14 protein-coding genes are annotated in these 18,750 nt (G+C 73.6%); 6 read left to right on the forward strand and 8 right to left on the reverse strand.

Translation table 11 applies throughout. The features are described from left to right. Positions 1-165: 165 nt before the first annotated feature. From ACIP2X_RS10210 to ACIP2X_RS10220, 3 genes are all read left to right on the forward strand, one after another. Positions 166-3,429 carry an FtsX-like permease family protein gene (locus ACIP2X_RS10210; protein ID WP_401670027.1) on the forward strand — a complete coding sequence of 1,088 codons (3,264 nt, stop codon included), beginning with the start codon at positions 166-168 and terminating at the stop codon, positions 3,427-3,429. Then, the gene (locus ACIP2X_RS10215) at positions 3,426-6,197 is read left to right on the forward strand and encodes an FtsX-like permease family protein (protein ID WP_401670030.1); all 2,772 of its coding nucleotides are present in this window, start codon (positions 3,426-3,428) and stop codon (positions 6,195-6,197) included. The genes ACIP2X_RS10210 and ACIP2X_RS10215 overlap by 4 nt, the downstream gene beginning before the upstream one ends. A gap of 74 nt (positions 6,198-6,271) precedes the next feature. Next, on the forward strand, positions 6,272-7,258 hold the full coding sequence (locus ACIP2X_RS10220) for an ABC transporter ATP-binding protein (RefSeq protein ID WP_401670032.1): 987 nt from the start codon (positions 6,272-6,274) through the stop codon (positions 7,256-7,258). Between the two features lie 11 nt (positions 7,259-7,269). On the opposite strand, the gene ACIP2X_RS10225 is transcribed toward ACIP2X_RS10220, so the two are convergent. The 7 genes from ACIP2X_RS10225 to ACIP2X_RS10255 form a co-directional block, all read right to left on the reverse strand. Beyond that, complete coding sequence (locus ACIP2X_RS10225; protein WP_401670035.1) at positions 7,270-7,752, reverse strand: GNAT family N-acetyltransferase; 483 nt, start codon at positions 7,750-7,752, stop codon at positions 7,270-7,272. Between the two features lie 52 nt (positions 7,753-7,804). Continuing rightward, the gene (locus ACIP2X_RS10230; protein ID WP_401670037.1) at positions 7,805-8,497 is read right to left on the reverse strand and encodes an ABC transporter ATP-binding protein; all 693 of its coding nucleotides are present in this window, start codon (positions 8,495-8,497) and stop codon (positions 7,805-7,807) included. Between the two features lie 44 nt (positions 8,498-8,541). Next, positions 8,542-8,871 (reverse strand): STAS domain-containing protein, encoded by a 330-nt coding sequence (locus tag ACIP2X_RS10235; RefSeq protein WP_401670040.1) that lies wholly within the window; start codon positions 8,869-8,871, stop codon positions 8,542-8,544. A 35-nt stretch (positions 8,872-8,906) separates the two neighbouring features. Further along, positions 8,907-9,998 carry a B12-binding domain-containing protein gene (locus ACIP2X_RS10240; protein ID WP_401670043.1) on the reverse strand — a complete coding sequence of 364 codons (1,092 nt, stop codon included), beginning with the start codon at positions 9,996-9,998 and terminating at the stop codon, positions 8,907-8,909. Beyond that, on the reverse strand, positions 9,995-11,665 hold the full coding sequence (locus tag ACIP2X_RS10245; RefSeq protein WP_401670045.1) for a PP2C family protein-serine/threonine phosphatase: 1,671 nt from the start codon (positions 11,663-11,665) through the stop codon (positions 9,995-9,997). Before ACIP2X_RS10245 ends, ACIP2X_RS10240 begins: the two co-directional genes overlap by 4 nt. A gap of 163 nt (positions 11,666-11,828) precedes the next feature. Continuing rightward, a complete protein-coding gene (locus tag ACIP2X_RS10250; RefSeq protein ID WP_401672278.1) occupies positions 11,829-12,953 on the reverse strand; it encodes a spore photoproduct lyase family protein in 1,125 nt (374 codons plus the stop codon). 77 nt (positions 12,954-13,030) lie between these two features. After that, entirely contained in the window at positions 13,031-14,542 is a 1,512-nt protein-coding gene (locus tag ACIP2X_RS10255; protein ID WP_401670047.1) for a cryptochrome/photolyase family protein, read from the reverse strand. Positions 14,543-14,736: 194 nt separating this feature from the next. Here ACIP2X_RS10255 and ACIP2X_RS10260 point away from each other — a divergent pair, with 194 nt between their 5' ends. The 3 genes from ACIP2X_RS10260 (at position 14,737) to ACIP2X_RS10270 (ending at position 18,298) form a co-directional block, all read left to right on the forward strand. Beyond that, entirely contained in the window at positions 14,737-15,174 is a 438-nt protein-coding gene (locus ACIP2X_RS10260) for an ATP-binding protein (protein ID WP_401670049.1), read from the forward strand. A gap of 192 nt (positions 15,175-15,366) precedes the next feature. After that, positions 15,367-17,421, forward strand: a complete 2,055-nt coding sequence (locus tag ACIP2X_RS10265; RefSeq protein ID WP_401670051.1) for a SpoIIE family protein phosphatase — start codon at positions 15,367-15,369, stop codon at positions 17,419-17,421. A 181-nt stretch (positions 17,422-17,602) separates the two neighbouring features. After that, positions 17,603-18,298 (forward strand): YoaK family protein, encoded by a 696-nt coding sequence (locus ACIP2X_RS10270; RefSeq protein WP_401670054.1) that lies wholly within the window; start codon positions 17,603-17,605, stop codon positions 18,296-18,298. A 111-nt stretch (positions 18,299-18,409) separates the two neighbouring features. On the opposite strand, the gene ACIP2X_RS10275 is transcribed toward ACIP2X_RS10270, so the two are convergent. Next, the gene (locus ACIP2X_RS10275) at positions 18,410-18,628 is read right to left on the reverse strand and encodes a hypothetical protein (RefSeq protein WP_401670056.1); all 219 of its coding nucleotides are present in this window, start codon (positions 18,626-18,628) and stop codon (positions 18,410-18,412) included. Positions 18,629-18,750: the final 122 nt, after the last annotated feature.

An 18,750-nucleotide genomic window follows, 5' to 3' on the forward strand; every position in this document is an offset into this window, starting at 1 on the left:
GCGGCGGGCGGGCACGGGCCGGATCCCGTGCGCGGGGGATCCGTCTCCCCCCAGCGGGGGAGGCGGGTGCGACCGAAGTCGGCTCTAGAATGCTCTCTCGCACCATCACGCCACCGGACAGCAGCAATGCGTTCCGGTCACGGTGGTCTGCATACGGGGGGATGGGTGGGAGAGCGAGCGGCGCCCGCGGGCGTGTTGCGGTTCCTGGCACTGCGGGCATGGGTGTATCGCTCCCTGCTCGCCGCCGCCCTGGTGACCGTCGTGCTGACCACCGCCGTGCTGGCCGCGCTCACCGCGTACGCGGGCGCGATCGGCGACGCGGCACTGCGGCGGTCGCTCGCCGAGCGGGGCACGGCCGCCGAGGCCGCGCTCGTCGTCAAGGCCGACGTGCCGGGCGGCGAACGGCAGGCGGCCGACGACGCCGTGCGCGCGGGCGCCCGTGCGACCTTCGACGGGCTGCCGCTACGGGTGAGCACCCTGTTGCGGTCCGGTCCCTACGCGCTGCCGGTCACGGTACGACCGGCGTCCGAGCGGAACGAGAACCCGGACCTCACGCACTTCGCCGCGCTCGATCGCACCCAGGTGCGGACCGTCTCCGGACGGCTGCCGCGCACGCCGGCGACCGCCGGGTACATCGAGGCCGCGCTGCCGCGGAGCGCCGCCGAACGGCTCGGGCTGTCGCCCGGCGCCCGGCTGACCGTCACCGACCGTCTGGGGGGTCCCGCGGTACGCGTGCTGATCACCGGCGTGTACCTGCCGGTCGATGTCGGCGCGTCCTACTGGGAGTTGGACGAACTGGGCGGCCGCGGGGTGAAGGCGTCCAGTTTCACGACGTACGGTCCCCTGCTCACCGCCCCCGGTGTACCGGCGTCGGGACGGGTCAGTGTCGGCGCGTCGGGCTGGCTGGTGACGGCCGACTACTCCTCGATGACGACGGCGCGCATAGGGGCGCTGCGCGAGTCCGCGCGCACGGGGAGCGCGGCCCTGCGTGAGCGGCCCGTGCTCAGCGGTGCGACCGTCGCGGCCACGTCGCTGCCCGAGGTGCTGGACCGGGTCGAACGCTCGTTGCTCGTCACCCGATCCACCGTGCTGATCGTCGCCGTCCAGCTCGCTCTGCTGGCGGCCTGCGCCCTCCTGCTCGTCGCGGGCCTGCTCAGCTCCGAACGGGCGGCCGAGACACGGTTGTTGCGGGCCCGCGGTGCCACCCGGGCACGGCTGGCGGGGCTGGCCGCGACGGAGGCCCTGCTCATCTCCGTGCCCGCGCTGGTGGTCGCGCCGCTGCTGTCGGGGCCGTTGACGCGGCTGCTGGCGGGGCAGGGCGCGCTGGGCCGGACAGGGATGCGTCTCGACGTGCCGCCCGGCGGTCGGCCGGAGGTCTGGCTGGTCTCCGCGGGTGTGGCCGCGCTGTGCGCGCTGGCGGTGGCCGTCCCGGCGCTGCGGGCGTCCTTCGCGGGCACCGCCGGTTCGCGTGCGGGGGCGCTGCCCGCGTCGTTGCGGGCCGGAGCGGACCTCGGACTGCTCGCCGTGGCAGGCGTGGCCCTGTGGCAGCTCGGCAGCCAACGTTCGGGCGCCGTCACCGCCGACCGGGAGGGGGTTCTCGGGGTCGACCCGCTGCTGGTGGTCGCGCCCGCTCTCGTCCTGCTCGGCGGAACGGTCCTCGTGCTGCGGCTGCTGCCCCTGGCGGCACGGATCGCGGAGCGCCGGCTGGTGGAGGGGCGGGGGCTGACCGCGGCCATGGTCGGCTGGCAGTTCGGTCGCCGTCCGATGCGTGGCGCCGGTCCGGTGCTGCTCCTGGTCATCTCGGTGGCGCTCGGTGTGCTGGCGGTCGGTCAGGGCGCGTCCTGGCACCGTTCCCAGGACGACCAGGCCGATTTCCGGGCGGGAGCCGACGTGCGGGTCCTCGCCTCCGGGGGCGGCGGGCCGGGCGGCGCGGACGCCTACGCCGACCTCCCCCACGTCGACGCGGTCGCCGCCGCCGTACGCACCACCCTGTCGCTCTCCGGCAGCCGGACCGCGACCGTGCTGGCCCTGAACACCGACGACGCGGCCGGGACGGTCCTGATGCGGAGCGACCTGACGGACCGTCCGTCGCTCTCCGGGCTCGCGCCGCGCGGTGAGCCCGCCGGCATCGAGGTGCCCGCGGGCACGGTCCGCCTCATGCTGACCGCCGCGCTGCACGGCCCGGCACGAGGGGCCGCAGCGGAGGTCACCCTCACCGTGCGCGACCGTCACGGCACCAGCCACGAGATACCGTCCGGCCGTCTCCCCGCAGACGGCGGCCCGCACGCGCTGACCCCCGACCTCGACGGCGCCCGTGGCCCGTTGGCCCTGACCGGGATCGCGCTGCGTACGACGCAACCGACCGGCCGTGCCCAGCGACAGCGCCTGGTCCTCACCGCGCTCACGGCCGAGGCCGCCGAAGGCGCGGTGCGCAAACTGACGTTGCCGAGCAGGTGGTCGACCACCGCCGAGGCCGAGTCGGCCGTCCCGTCCACCGACGGCAGTACCGAGCCGACCCGACCGCGGATCACCTCGACGGCACCCGTCACCCTGACGTACGGCACCGGCTATCTGCCGCGCGACAGCATGTCGCCACCCTCACCGCTGGTGGTCCGGCTGAACGTCGCACAGCCCGCGGCACCGGAGATCGCCGCGGTCGCCACCGACCGCTTCCTCACCGCCGCGGGCGCCCGCGAGGGGCAGCGCGTGGACGTGGCGTTCGACGGCCGGACCGTGCCGGTACGCCTCGTCCGCACCGCGCGCGCCCTGCCCACCACCGAGTCCACCGCGCAGGACGGTGGGGCCCTGCTGGTCGATCTCCGGTCCGTCAACCGGGTGCTGCGGGCCCGCTACGGCACCGGCCTGCAGCCCACCGAGTGGTGGCTGCGCACGTCCGCGCCCGGTGCCGCCGCGGCGGCCGTGCGGGCCCTGCCCGAGGTCGATCCCGCCCAGGTGGTGGTGCGCGACGAGATGGCGGCGGAACTCGAGGACGACCCGTTCGGCGTGGCCCCCGAGGCGGCACTGGTCGCGGCGGCCGCGGTGACGGTGCTGTTCGCCTCGCTCGGCTTCGCGGTCAGCGCGGCGGGGGCGATACGGGCACGGGACGGCGAGTTCGCCGTGCTGCGCGCCCTGGGAGCACCGCGTCGGCGGCTGGCCCGGTTGATCGCCGTCGAGCACGGCGTGCTCGTGGGCCTGGCGCTGCTGGCCGGCACCGCCCTCGGCGCCGTGCTGACCCACGCGCTGGTCCCCCTGGTCGTCCTGACCGGGCAGGCCACCAGGCCGCTCCCGCCCGTCCTCGTCGAACTCCCGCTCCCCCGCCTGGCGGTCCTGCTGGCGGCTCTCGCCGCCGGTCCGGTCCTGGTGACCGCGGCCCTCGCCCTGCGGCGGACGAAGCCAGTGGTGACTCTCAGGGACGAGGTGGCCGAGTGAGCGCGCAGCCGGTGCCGGGTCAGGGCCGAGGAGCGGACGCGACGCCGCCGCGTGGACGGGCCGAGGTGTTCCCGGCCCGGTTGCGGACCCGGCTGCGGGCCTTCGCCGGTACGTCCGTCGCGCTCGCGCTGCTGGTGGCCGTGACCGCCGCTCTGGCCGCCGCGTACCCGCGCGCCGTCGACCGGTACGCCGACGCGGGTCTGCGCCGGGCTGCCGAGCAGGCCCTTCCCGACCGGACGACGGTGCAGTTGCAGGCCTCGCCGCCCTGGGCCGCCACGGTCACCGAGGCGGAGGCGGCCCTGCGGTCCGGTCCGCTGGCCGCGGCGCAGGCGAAGGTCCTCGCCGCGGCCGAGGCCCCGCTGGTGCCCGACGCCGCGCAGTCCTCGTACGGCGTGCGGACGGCCGCCGGCCTGCCCACGGCCGACACCTGGCTTCCCCGGCCCAGCGGACTGCCCGCCCAGGTGGTGCTCGCCGCCCAGCAGGAACTGGCCTCCCATGCCCGGCTCACCGCGGGCCGACTGCCCCGCACCACGGGCGGACCCGTGACCGCGGGGACCAGGCAGGTCGAGGCCGCCGTGACCACGGACACCGCTCGCAGCCTGCGCATCCGCGTGGGCTCGCGGATCCACGTGCCCGGCCCGGACGGCGTACTGCGCGTCCAGGTCACCGGCATCGTCGCCCCGCGCTCCCCCGCGGGCGCCTACTGGTCGGCCCTGCCGGTCCTGCGCACCCCCGCGCTGAGCCGTCTGCCCGGCAGCGCGCCGACGGACGTCTACTGGCTAGGCGGCCTGCTCCTCGCCCCCGACGCCGGCCCCGCCCTGCTGGGCACCGCCGGCAATCCCTACCGGTACTGGCAGGTGGCGCCCGACATCACCGCCCTGCGCGGGCACCAGGTCGACCGGCTCTCGTCCGCCGTCGCGGCACTGGAGTCGGGCCCCGGAGTGCAGCGCCTGCGGGAGGTCGTCGACCCGGACCTGGAGGCCCAGACACATCTCGACGACGTCCTCGCGGACCATGCCCGACTGCGGTCGGGCATCGAACCGCTGCTCCTCATCGCCGCCGTCGGCACCGGCACCCTCGTCCTGATCGTCCTGGCCATGACCGGCGGCGTCACGGCCGACCGGCGGCGCGCCGAGCTCACTCTGCTGCGTGCCCGGGGCGTCTCACTGCCGGGCCTCGCCGCGCGGCTGTCGGCGGAGACGGCCGTCGCGGCCGTGCCGGCCGGGGCCCTCGGGCTGGCCGCCGCGCTGCTGGTCCTGCCCGGTGCCCGCACCGCACCCGCCGCCGTCGCCGCCCTCGCCGTCACCGTGGTCGCCTGTCTGGCCCTCCCCCTACGCGCCGTGACGGCGCACCGTGCGGTGCGGACGCACGAGGGCCGGGAGGACCTCGCCTCGGCCCGGCCCTCGCGGCATCGGACGGTCGCGGAACTCACCGTGCTGGTGATCGCGCTGGGAGCGGTCCTCGCCCTGCGACGGCAGGGTGCGCAGAGCACCGCGCTGGTGGCCGCCGCCCCGGTGCTGACCGGCGTGGTCGCGGCCCTGCTGCTGGTGCGCCTCTACCCGCTGCCGTTGCGGGCGTTGGGCAGGTCGGCCGAGCGGATGCGCGGCGTGGTGCTGCCGTTGTCGCTGGCCCGCGCTTCCCGCGCCTCCGGCTTCGCCGTGCTGCCGCTGCTGGCCCTGCTGAGCGCCCTCACGACGGCCGCGTTCGGCGGCTCGTTCCTGGCAGGCGTCAGCGCTGCCCGCGACCAGGCCGCGCTCATGGCCGTCGGCGCCGACGGCCGTGTCGAGACGTCCACCGGCACACTGCCCCGGGCACTGTCCGACCGCGTCGGCCGGCTGCCCGGCGTACGGGACGCGACGGAGGCGAGCCTCACGCCGGAGGCGAGGCCGGAACTGAGCAGCCGATCCGTGCCGCTGGCCGGTGTGGACCCCGCCGCGTACGCGCGCCTGGCGCAGGGCACCGGGCTCGGGCCGTTCGACGCGGCGCGGCTGCGGCACGGCGGCACGGCCGGCCCCCTGCCCGCGCTGGCGTCACCTCCCGTGGCCGACGAGTACGGCACGGATTCCTTCTCCGTCCTACTGGAGGACGGCACCGCCGTCACCGTCCGGATCGTCCTGGTCAGGGAGCGCACCCCGGCCGTGTTCGGCGACGACTTCCTCGTCGTGGACCGCTCCGCGCTGCCTCGCGGCGCAGCGGCTGCGACCACCTTGCTGCTGAGCGGGGACACCCTCGACGGCCCGGCGTTGCGCTCGGCGGCCAAGGGAACGGGGGCAACGGTTCGCCTGCGTGCCGAGGAACGCGAGCGGTACGTCGACTCACCTCTCCAGTCGGGTGCGGAGCGGCTGTACGGTGCCGCGGTCGCGGCGGGCGCCGGCTACGCCGTGCTCACCCTCCTGCTGACCGTGCTGCGCGCCGCGCCCGAACGCCGTGCGCTGCTCGCCCGGCTGCGCACGATGGGGCTGAGCCGCGCGCAGAGTCGTCGGCTGCTGGTCCTCGAAGCCCTCCCGCAGGCCTTCGTGGCCGCGGCGGGCGGCCTGCTGGCGGGCTGGGCCTGCGTCCACCTGCTGTCGCCCGGGATCGACCTCACGACCGTCGCCCTGGCCTCGCCGTCGGCACTCGACGGGGCCGAACTGCGCATCGACCCGCCCTCGTTGGCGGTTCCGGCGCTCACCGTGCTGGTGCTGGCCATCGCTGTGGCCGCCGGCCAGGCCTGGTGGACCGGCAGGCGCGGCGGCTCGGTCCACGAACTGAGGCTGGGTGACCACTAGTCGATGAACACCACCGCGCGAAGAATTCCCCTCCGGCACCGGCCCGTGCCCCTCCTGCCGCCAAGGAGCAGCCGATGAGCAGCAGTCCGACCTTCCACGAGCTGGCCGACCGGGCCCGCGCGACGCGCGACGCCGCCGTCTACGGTCACGACGCCCTGATCACCTGCGACCGACTGGTACGGATCTTCTCCGCCGACGGCGTGGAGGTCCAGGCGCTGCAAGGCCTCGATCTCCTGGTCCACGAGGGCGAGGTGATGGCGCTGGTCGGAGCCTCCGGCAGCGGCAAGTCCACGCTCATGAACATCCTGGCCGGACTCGACAGACCCACCGCCGGCGCGGCCCGGGTCGCCGGGCACGACCTGCTCGCCATGTCCGCCAAGGAACGCCTCGCCTACCGTCGCGAGACCGTCGGCTTCATCTTCCAGCAGACCTCACGCAACCTCCTGCCGTACCTCACCGCCGCCCAGAACGTCGCCCTCCCGATGCAGCTCGCCCGCGCCTGGGGCCGCCGCCGTACCCGGGCCGAGCGCACCCTCGAACTCCTCGGCCTGCTGGACGTCGCCGAGTGCCGCGACCGCCGGCCGCACCAGATGTCCGGCGGCCAGCAGCAGCGCGTCGCGCTCGCGGTCGCCCTCGCGAACGACCCCGCGATCCTGCTCGCCGACGAGCCCACCGGCGAACTCGACTCCCACACGGCCGAACAGGTCTTCGCCGCCTTCCGCACCGCCAACGAGGCCCTGGGCACCACCATCGTGATCGTCACGCACGACCAGTCCGTCGCCGGTGAGGTCCGCCGCACGGTCGCCATCCGGGACGGCCGCACGTCCACGGAGGTGCTGCGCCGCAGCGAGGTCGACTCCGCCACCGGTCAGGAGACCCTGGTCGCCCGCGAGTACGCCATGCTCGACCGGGCCGGCCGGCTCCAGCTTCCCGCCGACTACACCCGGGCCCTCGGCATGCGCGACCGCGTCGCGCTGGAACTGGAACCCGACCACATAGCCGTCCGCCCGGACGACGCACCGCCCCACCACCGCACGGGCGGCGCCGCGGCCGACGGGTAGCCCCGAAGGCCTCAGCCGGCCGTGGCGTCCTTGGTGTACTCGGCCTTGGGCGGCCCCGCGCCCTCCAGCAGACCACCGCGGACCCAACCGCACGCCTCGTAGAACGCCATGGCCCCGGTGTTGGCGGTGAAGGTCTCCAGGCGGACGGTCGCGTACCGGGCGAGGAGAGTTTCCTCGGCGTGCCGCAGCAGAAGGCGGCCCAGTCCTCGGCGGTGTCGCTCCGGGTCGATCATCATGAGGTCGATCGTCGGCCCGTCGAGGACGGAGAAGCCGGCGATCGGGCCGCCCTGGCTGAGGCAGTGCACGCCGCCCCGTTCCAGATGGCTCTTCACATGGGCGTCCGAAGCGCCGCTGCCGATGAACCACTCCACCGCCTCGTCGCCGAGGAATCCGCGATAGCAGGTGTCGATCGTGCGACGCGCGAGAGCCTGGAGCTCGTCCAGGTCGGCCCCGGTGGCGGGGCGGATGGTGGCGGGGTGCTGTCCGGTCGGCACGGTGATGTCCGATTCTTTCCGTGGTGAGGGCGGCTCCGGCTCTCCGTGCGCCCTAGGACTCGGCGATCTCGCCGTCCCGCAACTCCAGTACGCGGTCGGCCAGGTCGAGGAGTGTCGGGTCGTGGGTGGCGACGAGAGCGGTGATCTGCTCGCTGCGGACGACTGCGCGCAGCAGTTCCATCACCGAGTGCCCGGTCTCCGCGTCCAACTGGCCGGTCGGCTCGTCGGCGATCAGGATCGAGGGACTGTTGGCCAGGGCCCGGGCGATCGCGACGCGCTGGCGCTGGCCGCCCGACAACTCGCCGGGGCGCTGGGCGGCATGGTCGGCGAGTCCGACGAGTGCCAACAGCAGTTCGACGCGTTCACGCCGCTCGCGGGGGTCCGCCCTGCGAAGCCGCAGCGGGACGCCCACGTTCTCGGCCGCCGTGAGGATGGGGATGAGCCCGAAGGACTGGAAGACGAAGCCGATGCGCTCCCGGCGCAGCCCGAGGAGGGCGTCCTCGTCCTGGTCCTGGAGGCGCAGCCCGTCGACGGTGACGCGTCCGCTGTCCGGCTCGTCCAGCCCGCCGACGATGTTGAGCAGGGTGGTCTTGCCCGAGCCCGAGCGTCCCTTCAGAGCGACGAGTTCACCCCGGGGAACCTCGAAGGAGACGCCGCGCAGGGCGTGAACGGCCCCGGCGCCCCGCCCGTAGGACTTGTGCACGTCCGCAACCTGCAGCATGGCTCCGGCCACGGCCTGGCCCATCGCACCCCTCGTACGCTCCGGTGATCTCGCGGCGCGTCAGTATCTCACCCGGTCGCACCACCGACAACGCCTCGGGATTCCGGGGCCGCGGTGAGGTGCTCCAGGACATTGGTCATACGGAGCATCCGCTCCAGGACGTCCGGCCGGTTGTCGAGATGGAGCCGGGCGCCGAGGGCGCTGGTACGGCGGTGGACCATCAGCAGCGCGGACAGGCCTGTGGAGTCGAGCCAGGTCAGATCTCTGAAGTCGAGGCGTACGTCGCGCACGGGCCCGGCCTCGGCCAGCTGCTCGGCGACGGCCTCGGTCAGGTCACCGCTCGTGTCGTAGTCGAGTTCGCCGGCCACGCGCACGGTCAGGGTGTGCGGTGCGCGCACGACGCTGAGGGTGAATTCGGTGGGATGCAGGGAGGTCATACGCCGGTGCCGATGTCGTGAACGGGAGCCACGGTGTCAAGGCTCAGGAGAGCCCGGGCGCCCTCGTGGAGCAGGCGCTGGGTGCGGGGGAAGTCACGCAACTGGCCGCCGAGCGTTTCGAGACCGGTGAGCAACGACCGGGCCGGGACGTCGCGGGCCTGGAGGATCCCGGCGGTCCAGGTGAGGAACTGCGTGAAGAGGTCGGGGTCGTCGACGTAGAGGGCGGTGGCGAGGAAGTCGACGATGTGCGCGAGGTCCTCCGCGGTGCGCTCGCGCTGGTCCTCGCCGTAGTCGCGCATCCCAGGGAAACGGTCCTCCAGATCCACCAGGCTCTGCTTGACGATCTGCGGACGGGACTGGACGACCAGGGTGTACTCCTGGTCCTCCAGGTGGGGAAGGTCGTCCACCGCCTGCCGGACCGCCGAGGCGTCCGGTCGCGGGATGCCTTCCGCCAGCACGGCGGCCGCGGCGCGTGCGTCCCCCGCCCACCGGTCGGCCCCCAGGGCACGGGCGTAGCGGCCGTCGGGGCCGAAGGTACGGCCGCCGGCCAGGACGGGAACCCCTATGGCCTGGCAGGCCGTGATGGCGGCGTGCGCGGTGGGCAGATGGGTGGGGATCGATCCGGACAGCAGGACGGCGTCGGGGTTGGTGCGGTGCAGGTGGGCGATCAGATGCGAGGTGGGGACCTGGGCCCCGAGGTGGTCGACCTGCCAGCCGCGCAGGCGGAGCACCTCGGAGACCAGCCGGGCGGGCAGGGCGTGCCACTCGCCGTCGACGCAGCTGACGGTCACTCGCCCGCGGTCGGGTCGCCGGCGCTCGCCCGCCCGCCCGCGATGGGCGAGTGAGGCGATGACGCGCTCGTTGATGGCGGTGGCGGCATGTTCCTGGGCGACGGTGATGCGGTCGGCCGCCCACTCGGCGCCGATCCTCTCCTGGACGGGCGCGATCACGTCCAGGAGGAGTGTCTCCTCGTCGACCCCCTCGGCCAGTGCCGTGTGCAGGATGTCGGCGGCCCCGAATTCGTCGCCGTCGGCCACCGCGTGCCACAGCTGTTCGGGCAGCGGGGCCGTCGCGGCGGTGTGCGTCACGTGGTCCTCCCGCTGCGCCGGCCGCCTCGGTCGCCGTCGGGGGTCGCCTGGTGGCTCGCCCTGGGCGCGCTGATGGCGACCGCGGCCATGTCGTCGTGCCGGCCCGTGCCGAGCCACTGGGCGGCCAGCATCTGGATGCGCTCCACGACCGCCTCCGCGGGCATGCCGGCGCACTCGGCGAGTGCCCGCCTGAGGCGGCGTTCGCCGAAGAACTCGTCGCCCAGCGGGCCGCCACGGGCTTCGGTGATGCCGTCGGTGTAGAGCAGGCACGTCTCGCCGGGCGCCAGCACCGTGTGCGCCGTCCGCGCCGTGACGGCCGGCAGCGCGCCCACCAGGGTGCCGTTCGTGGGCGCCTCCTCCACCGTGCCGTCGGCGCGGACGATCAGCGGTGGCATGTGTCCGGCGCTGGTCAGCCGCAGATGGACTGCGCCGTCCCGGCGGCGCACGGAGGCCAGGACGAGGGTGGCGAAGCGTGCGTGGTGCGAGTTCAGCAGGGCGCCGTTGAGCAGGTTGAGGATCCGCTCGTGGTCCTCGGCGAGCGGCAGCAGCGCGTGCAGCGTGTTGCGGATCTTGCCGGTCAGGACCGCCGCGTCCAGGCCCTTGCCCGCGACGTCCCCGAGGACGACGAGGGTCTCGTCGGCGGAGTTCGCGCCGGGGTGGACGTCGTAGAAGTCGCCGCCGATGCGCTCGTGGTCCTTGGCCGCGCGGTAGCTGCCGGCGTACTCGACGCCTTGGACGTTGCGCAGTGCGGGCGGCAGCAGTTCGCGCATCAACGTGGCGGTGATGGCGGCCTGTTCCGTGTAGAGGCGGGCGGCGGACAGCGCGGCCCCGGCGCGGGCGGCGAACAGGCGGGCGAAGATCTCCTCACCCGGCGTGAACGCCTGCTCGGTGCTGGACAGCAGCAGGATGAGGGCTCCCGCGGGCACCCCGTGGCCGGGCAGGGGCGTGACGATCACCGAGCCGACCGGCCCGGCGAAGCCCTCCGGGATCAGCCAGTCGGGAATGGCGGCCGGGTCGATCCAGCGGGCCGGCACGGGCGGATAGCCCTGCAGTGCCTCGGCCAGACCGGGCACGGCCGCGACGTCGACCTTCCGGGTCGTCTGCGTCACGGGTCCGCCCTGACGGGCGTAGGTGATCTGGTGGCCGCGCCCCTGGGGCGGGGCGACGAGGACGGCGGCCTCGGCGAGATGCTCCGCGGCCATGGAGGCGGCCACCTCCATGCAGCGCGGCACGTTCAGCGTGGACAGCAGGGCGCTGGAGGCCTTCGAGAGGACCTCCGAGCGCTGCTGCGCGGTCCTCAGCGCCGACTCGGCCAGGCGCCGGTTCGTCTCGTCGACCAGCCACCACACCACGTCGCCGTCGTCCGCGAGGGTGGGATGCGCCTCGAAGTGCCGGTCGTCGATGGCGCCGCTCGGCGGGATCACGGAGACGGGGGGCGCGTCGTGGCCGAGGTGCTGGTGGGCTTCCGCGAGCCAGGACGGTACCGCCTCGACCAGGGGGGCTCCGCCGGCCGCCGCGGGCAGGAGTGCGCGGGCGGCTTCGTTGATCCGCGCCAAGCCGCCGTGCCGGTCGACGACCAGCACGGGAAAGGGCGCCTCGGTCCAGGACGCGTCGCCCCGGGGGGCGGCGTCGGCCGGACGGGCGGGAAACCCGCGGGATGCATTCACAAATGGAGGCACGCGCGGTGCGCACCTCACCACCTTCCTGCCGTGGACAACAGATGTCGTCCGGCAACAGTCCCGTACCTGCTCCGCCGTTGCAAGCCACCCCGGGAAGCCACACCCAAACCACACAACTCGGACCGATCGGCCGGGTGTGCGCTGTCTCACCTCAAAAGGCGTACCTGATCCGGAGCCACGGCGCGTGCTCCGCCAGCAGTCCCCGGACGGTCGTCAGGGCCCGCTGCTTGGTCTCGAGTGCGTACCGGACGTTGAGGGCTCCGTTCTGCGACCGCTTGGTCTCCTGGATGTCGGGCCGCCACAGCATCTCCTCGGCGCGAGGGTGCCATCCCAGGTTGACCTCGTGCAGGGACTGGTTGTGGGTGAGCATGATGATCTCGGCCGCCGCCTGATCCTTGACCCGGGCGGGCAGGACGTCGTCGAGCCGTGCGAACAGATCGGCCCAGTCCCGCTCCCATCCCGGGCGCAGCACGACGGGTGAGAGGTTGAAGTGGACCTCGTAACCGGCGTCCAGGAAGTCGGCCGCGGCGGCGATCCGCTCGTCGACGGGGCTGGCGCGGAGGTCGAGGAGGCGGGCGTCGTCCGCCGGCATGAGGGAGAAGCGCACCCGGGTGCGCCCTTGCGGGTCGAGTGCGAGCAGGTCGGGATTGACGAACTTGGTCGCGAAGGAGGCCTTCGCGGTGGGCAGCGACCGGAAGGCGGCGACGAGATCCGCCGTGTTGTCGCACACCAGGGCGTCCACGGAGCAGTCGCCGTTCTCACCGATGTCGTAGACCCAGGCCTCGGGGTCGCACTGGTTGGGTCGCGTCTTGGGCCCTTGGGCCCGTACGTGCCGGCGGACATGGGCGATGATCGCTTCGATGTTGGTGAACACCGTGATGGGGTTGGCGTACCCCTTGCGGCGGGGGACGTAGCAGTAGGCGCAGGCCATCGCGCATCCGTTGGAGGGGCCCGGCGCGATCCAGTCGGCCGACCTTCCGTTGGGGCGCGTCGTGAGGGTGCGCTTGACCCCGAGGACGAGCGTCTCGGTCTTGATGCGGACCCACCGGCCGACGTTGCCCTCGTTGCCGTGCAGGGACGGGATGCGCCAGTGGCCGGCGACCTCGGTCACCCGCACGCCCGGCAGCCGTGCCATGATCTCCCGGCCGCGCGGGGAGGCGAGGGCCGCCGGTTCCGCGTAGACCTCCCGCACCTGGAGGATCCGGCGTGCCGCCGGGCCGTCCCGGAACGGCGCGTGCCCCGTGCGTCCAGGTGCCGCCCCCGGCCAGTCGAACAGCGCCTGCTGCTCGGGTTCCTCCGACGCGGCGTCTCCCGTGCTCCGCTCCACGTGCCGTTCCTCTCGGGCCAGGTGCCTCAGTAGCGGCGGTCGCGCTCCTGCTCCAGCAGTTCCTCGAGATCCGGGAGGCGATCCAGCCCTCGTACCACCTGTGTCATGCGGGCGTTGTGCGCGAACCGCTCGCGGTGCCGGTGCAGGAGGTTCCAGTACCCGGCGGTGAAGGGGCAGGCGTCCTCGCCGACCCGTACGGAGGGCTTGTAGCGGCACGGCCCGCACAGATCGCTCATGCGGTCGATGTACGCGCCCGCGGAGGTGTACGGCTTGGTCGTCATGCGGCCGCCGTCGGCGTACTGCGACATGCCGACCACGTTCGGCACCATGACCCAGTCGTAGCCGTCGACGAAGCTGCGGTGGAACCAGTCGGTGACGGCTCGAGGGTCCCACCCCCGTTGCAGGGCGAAACTGCCCAGGATCATCAGACGTGGAATGTGATGGGTCCAGCCCGTCGCCCTGACCTGCCCGAGGACCTGGGTGAGGCAGTTCGCCCCGATGGCGTCCGGGGACAACTCCGTGAACCAGTCGGGCAGTGGCTCGCGGTGGCGCAGGGCGTTGCTCTCGCGGTAGCGCGGACCGAAGTACCAGTAGACGTGCCACACGAATTCGCGCCACCCGGCGATCTGCCGCACGAAGCCCTCGGTGCTGTTGAGCGGCGCGCCGCCCGACCGCCAGCGGGCCTCGGCCCGTTCGACGCATTCGGCGGGGTCCAGCAGCCCGAGGTTGAGCGAGGAGGAGAGCAGGCTGTGGCTCATCGTCGCGTCCTTCGCGAGCACCGCGTCCTCGTACGGGCCGAACATGGCGAGCCGGTGCTCGACGAAGCGGCGGAGCGCGGCGAGGGCCTCCCGTCGCGTGGCGGGAAAGGCCCGAGGGGCGTCCTCACCGACGAACGCGACGTCGCCGTCGCGCGACCAGCGGTCGAGGTCGGCGCGCACCTCGGCGTCGATGTCGCTCTCCCGAGGGCGGTAGGGAGCCGGAACGCCCAGTTCGGTGGCGCCGCGCGGCGGCGGCTGCCGGTTGTCGTGGTCCAGGTTCCAGCGGCCACCGACGGGGCTGTCGCCCTCCATCAGGAAGTCGTGCGTCCGGCGGACCCAGCGGTAGAAGTCCTCCTGGCGCAGGTGTTTCGTGCCGCGGTCGTCCGCCCATCGCCTGAACTCGTCGTGCGTCACGAGAAAGCCGCTCGCCGGCAGGACGCGTACGGAGGTCAGCGCGCGGACGAAGGCGAGGGCCGCGTGGGAGGTGGGGTGGCGCACGGTGACGGCGCCCTCCCCCACCGCCTCGCGCAGTCCCTCGCGGTAGGTGTCGGCCTTGACGTAGCGCACGCGGTCGCCGAGTTCGGCCGCCCGATGCCGCATCGCCGAGAGGATCAGGTGGGCCTTGGCGCGATGGAACCGCCGTCGCCGCAGGACGCTGCGGGCCTCGATCATCACGACCGGCGCGTCCCGGTGCGGGCCGCCGCGTGCCGGGTCGAGGAAGTGCGGGCCGAGCTGATCGCCGAACAGCCAATGGGGGATGCCGGACTCTTCCTCAACCATGCCGAGCGCTCCATCGACGTTCCGTCGTCCCGTCGGCGCCCCGCGTGGCGCGACGCCTTCCTACGCCGATCAAAGCGCACGACGGCCCGGACGGGACGTGGCACACGCCGGGACGACGTCGGCGCGGGGGCACGTTGGGTCCGTGGATTACCGGGAACACGAGGTGAGTACCGTGACTGGCCGAAGGAGAGACAGTGGCGCAGGACTCATCGCTGAGGGCCGTGGGCTGGGCGCGTTCGCTGCCTGTGAGCAGCGGGGTGAAGGCGGCCAGGGACTGGACGCGGGCGCATCTGGCGGCGCTCGACTGGGAACGGACCGCACCGGATCTGGTGGACTCGGTCGTGCTGGCGGTGTCGGAGCTGGTGACCAACGCGCATGTGCATGCCCGCAGCGCGGCGCAGCTCATCCTCACGTGGGACACGGAGTGCCTGCATGTGACCGTGCACGACGCGTCCAGCCGCCTCCCCGAGCAACGCGGTGCCGACGACACGGCCCTCGGGGGCCGGGGGCTGCTCCTGGTCGACGCCCTCGCCGACGACGTGCAGACCCACCCCTGCCCGCGCGGCAAGGACGTCACGGCCTGCTTCCAGCCGCCCCCGAGGGTCCGGACCAGCACGGACGGCGAGAGCTGAGGGGCGCTCCGATGACGAGGACGTAGCGGCTCGCGCCGATCGGGGACGCGCGCACGGGGTGTGCGGCCGGCGTCCTCCTGCTCGACGGTGGCCCCGGTGGCGCGGCGGGGTGGTCGGTGGGTTAACTGGCCTATGTCGAGGAGAAATGAGGTGGATCATGCCTCATGCGCAACGACATCGGGTGGCCGGACCATGACCGGCACCGACGTGCCCGACCCCGCGGACGACTTCGAGGTGGCGCTGTTCCGTCAGGCCCGCGCCGGCCTGGAGATCTACGACCTGGACCTGCGCGTGCTGCGCTCCAACGCGGCGGCCCTGGCCATGCGCGGTCAACCGGAGGAAGAGGTGGTCGGGGCGGAGTTGAAGAGCCTCGACACCGGTATCCCGGTCTGGCCGATCATGAGCGAGGTCGTGCGCGACGGCCACCCGGTCCTCGACCAGCGGGTGCCCGCCCGCCCGAGCGACGACCCCCACCACCGGCACGTGTACGCCGTCAGCGGCTTCCTCCTGTGCGGCGGGGACCGGGCGATCGGCGCGGCCGCCATGGTCCACGACATCACCGAACCGGTCCGCAAGCAGAACGAACTCGATCTCCTGAACGTCGCGCGTTCGCAGATCGGCACCTCCCTGGACGCGCTGCGCACGGCGCAGGAGCTCGCCGACATGGCGGTCCCCCGCTTCGCCGACGCCGTGGCGGTCGACCTGCTGGAATCGGTTCTCAGCGGCGACGCGCCGATCGGTCCGGTGAGCAGCCGGCTGCCCATGCGGCGCGCGGCGTTCCGGGCCATCGACGGCGGGTACGGCGCCTACCCGGTGGGCAGCGCCAGCTCCTTCGCCTTTCCCACCCCCTACACGCAGGCGCTGGCCGATCTGCGCCCCCGGCTGGTGAACTCCGTCCGGCCGGCCGACGGCTGGCTGGACCACGACCAACTGCGCGCCGAGTTCTTCAGCCGCGCGGGCGTCCACTCACTGATCGTGGCACCGCTCACCGTGCACGGACTGCTCCTCGGCCTGGTGAGCTTCTACCGGAAGGAATCACGTTCCGAGACCTTCGACGAGGAGGACCTGACGCTGGCCTCCCAGCTGACGGCGTGCACCGCCCTGTGCGTCGACAACGCCCGTCGCTTCACGCGCGAGCGCACGGTCAACACCGCGCTCCAGCGCAGCCTCCTGCCGCGCACCCCGCCCGAGGTGTCGGCGGTGGAGCCCGCCCACTGCTACCTGCCCGGACGCTACGGGGCGCACTGGTACGACGTCCTGGACCTGTCCAGCTGCCGGGTGGGCCTGGTCATCGGATACGTTCCCGGCGAGGATCTCCAGGCCTCCACCGCCATGGGCCGGCTGCGCACCGCCGTCTCCACGCTGGCCGAGATGGACCTGCCGCCCGACGAACTGCTGGCGCACCTCGACGACGCCGCCCAGCGCCTGGGCCGCGAACAGGACGACGACCCGGTGACACTCCACCGGGGGCGGCCGCCCTTCAGCGCCACGTGTGCCTACCTGGTCTACGACCCGGTCACGCGGCAGTGCACGGCGGCGTCGGCGGGTCACCCGGCCCCGCTGATCACCAGTCCCGAGGGCGTCGTCAGCCGGCTCGGCGTGCCCGTCGGACCGGCACTCGGCCGCGGAACTCCCTACGAGTCGTCCACCACGGAACTCGGGGTCGGCAGCCTGCTCTCCCTCTACTCGGACGGCAGCGCGGACCGCCACCCGGCCGAGGCCGACGAGCGGCTGCGCAGGCTGTGGGAGACGCTGGCCGACGTCGCGGCCCGCCCCACGGACATCTGCGACGCGGCCTCGTACAAGGTGCTGCGCACCATCCCGCAGGACGGGGCGGCGCTCCTCGTGGCCAGGACCCGGCACCTGGATCCCGGGCACGTCGTGGACTGGACCTTCCCCCCGCAGCCCGCCTCCGTGGGTGAGGCGAGGCGCGCGGCCCGGAAGTGGCTGTCCCGCTGGGGGCTGGAGGAGGAGGCCGCCGTGATGGAACTCGTGGTCAGCGAGCTGACGACCAACGTCATCACGCACGCCGAGGGGCCCATCCGGCTACGGCTGATCCTGGACCGGACGCTGACCATCGAGGTGTCCGACGACGCGGACACCGCGCCGCACCTGCGGCATGCCCGGGTGCAGGACGAAGGCGGACGGGGCCTGTTCCTCGTCGCCTCCCTGGCCGGCCGCTGGGGCACGCGCTACGGCGAGAACGGCAAGACGATCTGGGCCGAGCAGAAACTGGTGGAGCCGTAGCGTGCCGTCCCGGCACCGTCGGGAGGCTGATGGTCACGGCGTGTTGCGGGTTCGCCTGCGGTGCGTGCCGCGTTCGCGGTGAGAGCCTGGTCGTTCCGCATGTGAGAGCCGCCTCGGGCGGTCCCCCCACTGCCTGCCCTGCGGGAGAACGCACCATGACCAGTCGCGCACGGACGTGCCGATGACCACGTCCCGCGGCCCGGCTCCGGGCCAGGGGCTGGACCTCGCGGGGCAGGCGCTGCTCACCATGACGGCCGGATGTGTCAACACCGTCGGCTACCTGGCCCTCGGGGGCGTCTTCACCAGCGTGATGACCGCCAACCTGGCCCTGCTGGGCCTCGCGTCGGGCGTCGGCGACCCCTCTGTCGCGCGGCTCGCGGCCGTGGCGATCCTCGCGTACTGGGCCGGCTCGGCCGTGGGCAGCAAGGTCGCCGTCAGCTCCCTGCGCCGGCGCCCGGACGCGGTGGGCCTGAAGGGCGCGCTGGCCGTGGAGATCCTGGTGCTCTGGTCGGTGTCCGCGATCTGGATGACCGTGGACGGCAGGCCCGGGAGCGTCCAGCAGGCACTTCTGCTCGCCGCCAGCGCCCTGGCCATGGGTTGTCAGGGCGGTGGGGTCCGGGCGGCGACCAGCGGCGCCACGAGCACCTCGTACCTGACCGGCGCGATGACCGGCGTCATCGCGGAGCTGGTGCAGAACCGGCGATTCGACGCGAGGGTCACGCTGATCATCGTCTGCATGCCCGTCGGTGCCGCACTCGGGGGCCTCGCCATACGGTGGGCCCGCTTCGCCGCGCCAGGCATCGCGGCCCTGCTGGCCACGGTCGTGCTTCTCCTCGTGGTGCGCCGCTCGGGAGGCCGCCCCGCCCGTCGTCGCTGACCACGGCGACCCGGGCGCAGACCCCCGCATGGGGGTGTGCGCCCGGGGCCGGGAAGGTCGCCTACGCGGTCGCTCAGGCCGAGTCGGTCCCTGAAGAGGCGCGGCGCCAGGTCACTCGTCCTCGCCGCCGTGGTGCTCGCCGCCGTGCTTCTCCTCCTCGGGGTCGATGACGAAGTCGCCACCGACGGCCGTGGCGTCGGCCGACGAGTGGGCCTCGGCGATGACCGGCGGGGCACCCTCTTCCTCGCCGGCGAAGCCGACCCCGGCACCGAAGGTGGAGAGCCCCGCGACCGCCACGGCTACGACCGCCGCACGCATGATCTTGCGCATGATGCAAACCCTTTCTCGTCCAGGCAGGACGCCTGGCTCGACTACGGAGTGTGATCATATACACACAAAACCTGACAGTTAGGACACCACGCCTCGGGTGTCGTGTCGGGCGGGCCACGATC

It is taken from the genome of Streptomyces sp. NPDC089424 (genome assembly GCF_044749345.1).
GTDB lineage: Bacteria > Actinomycetota > Actinomycetes > Streptomycetales > Streptomycetaceae > Streptomyces.

Bases quoted from the DNA above. Each gene is read 5' to 3' on its own strand.
- ACIP2X_RS10220 (WP_401670032.1), top strand. From the start codon at position 6,272: ATGAGCAGCAGTCCGACCTTCCACGAGCTGGCCGACCGGGCCCGCGCG.
- ACIP2X_RS10255 (WP_401670047.1), bottom strand. From the start codon at position 14,542: ATGGTTGAGGAAGAGTCCGGCATCCCCCATTGGCTGTTCGGCGATCAG.
- ACIP2X_RS10270 (WP_401670054.1), top strand. From the start codon at position 17,603: ATGACCACGTCCCGCGGCCCGGCTCCGGGCCAGGGGCTGGACCTCGCG.
- ACIP2X_RS10230 (WP_401670037.1), bottom strand. From the start codon at position 8,497: ATGGGCCAGGCCGTGGCCGGAGCCATGCTGCAGGTTGCGGACGTGCAC.
- ACIP2X_RS10275 (WP_401670056.1), bottom strand. From the start codon at position 18,628: ATGCGCAAGATCATGCGTGCGGCGGTCGTAGCCGTGGCGGTCGCGGGG.
- ACIP2X_RS10265 (WP_401670051.1), top strand. From the start codon at position 15,367: ATGACCGGCACCGACGTGCCCGACCCCGCGGACGACTTCGAGGTGGCG.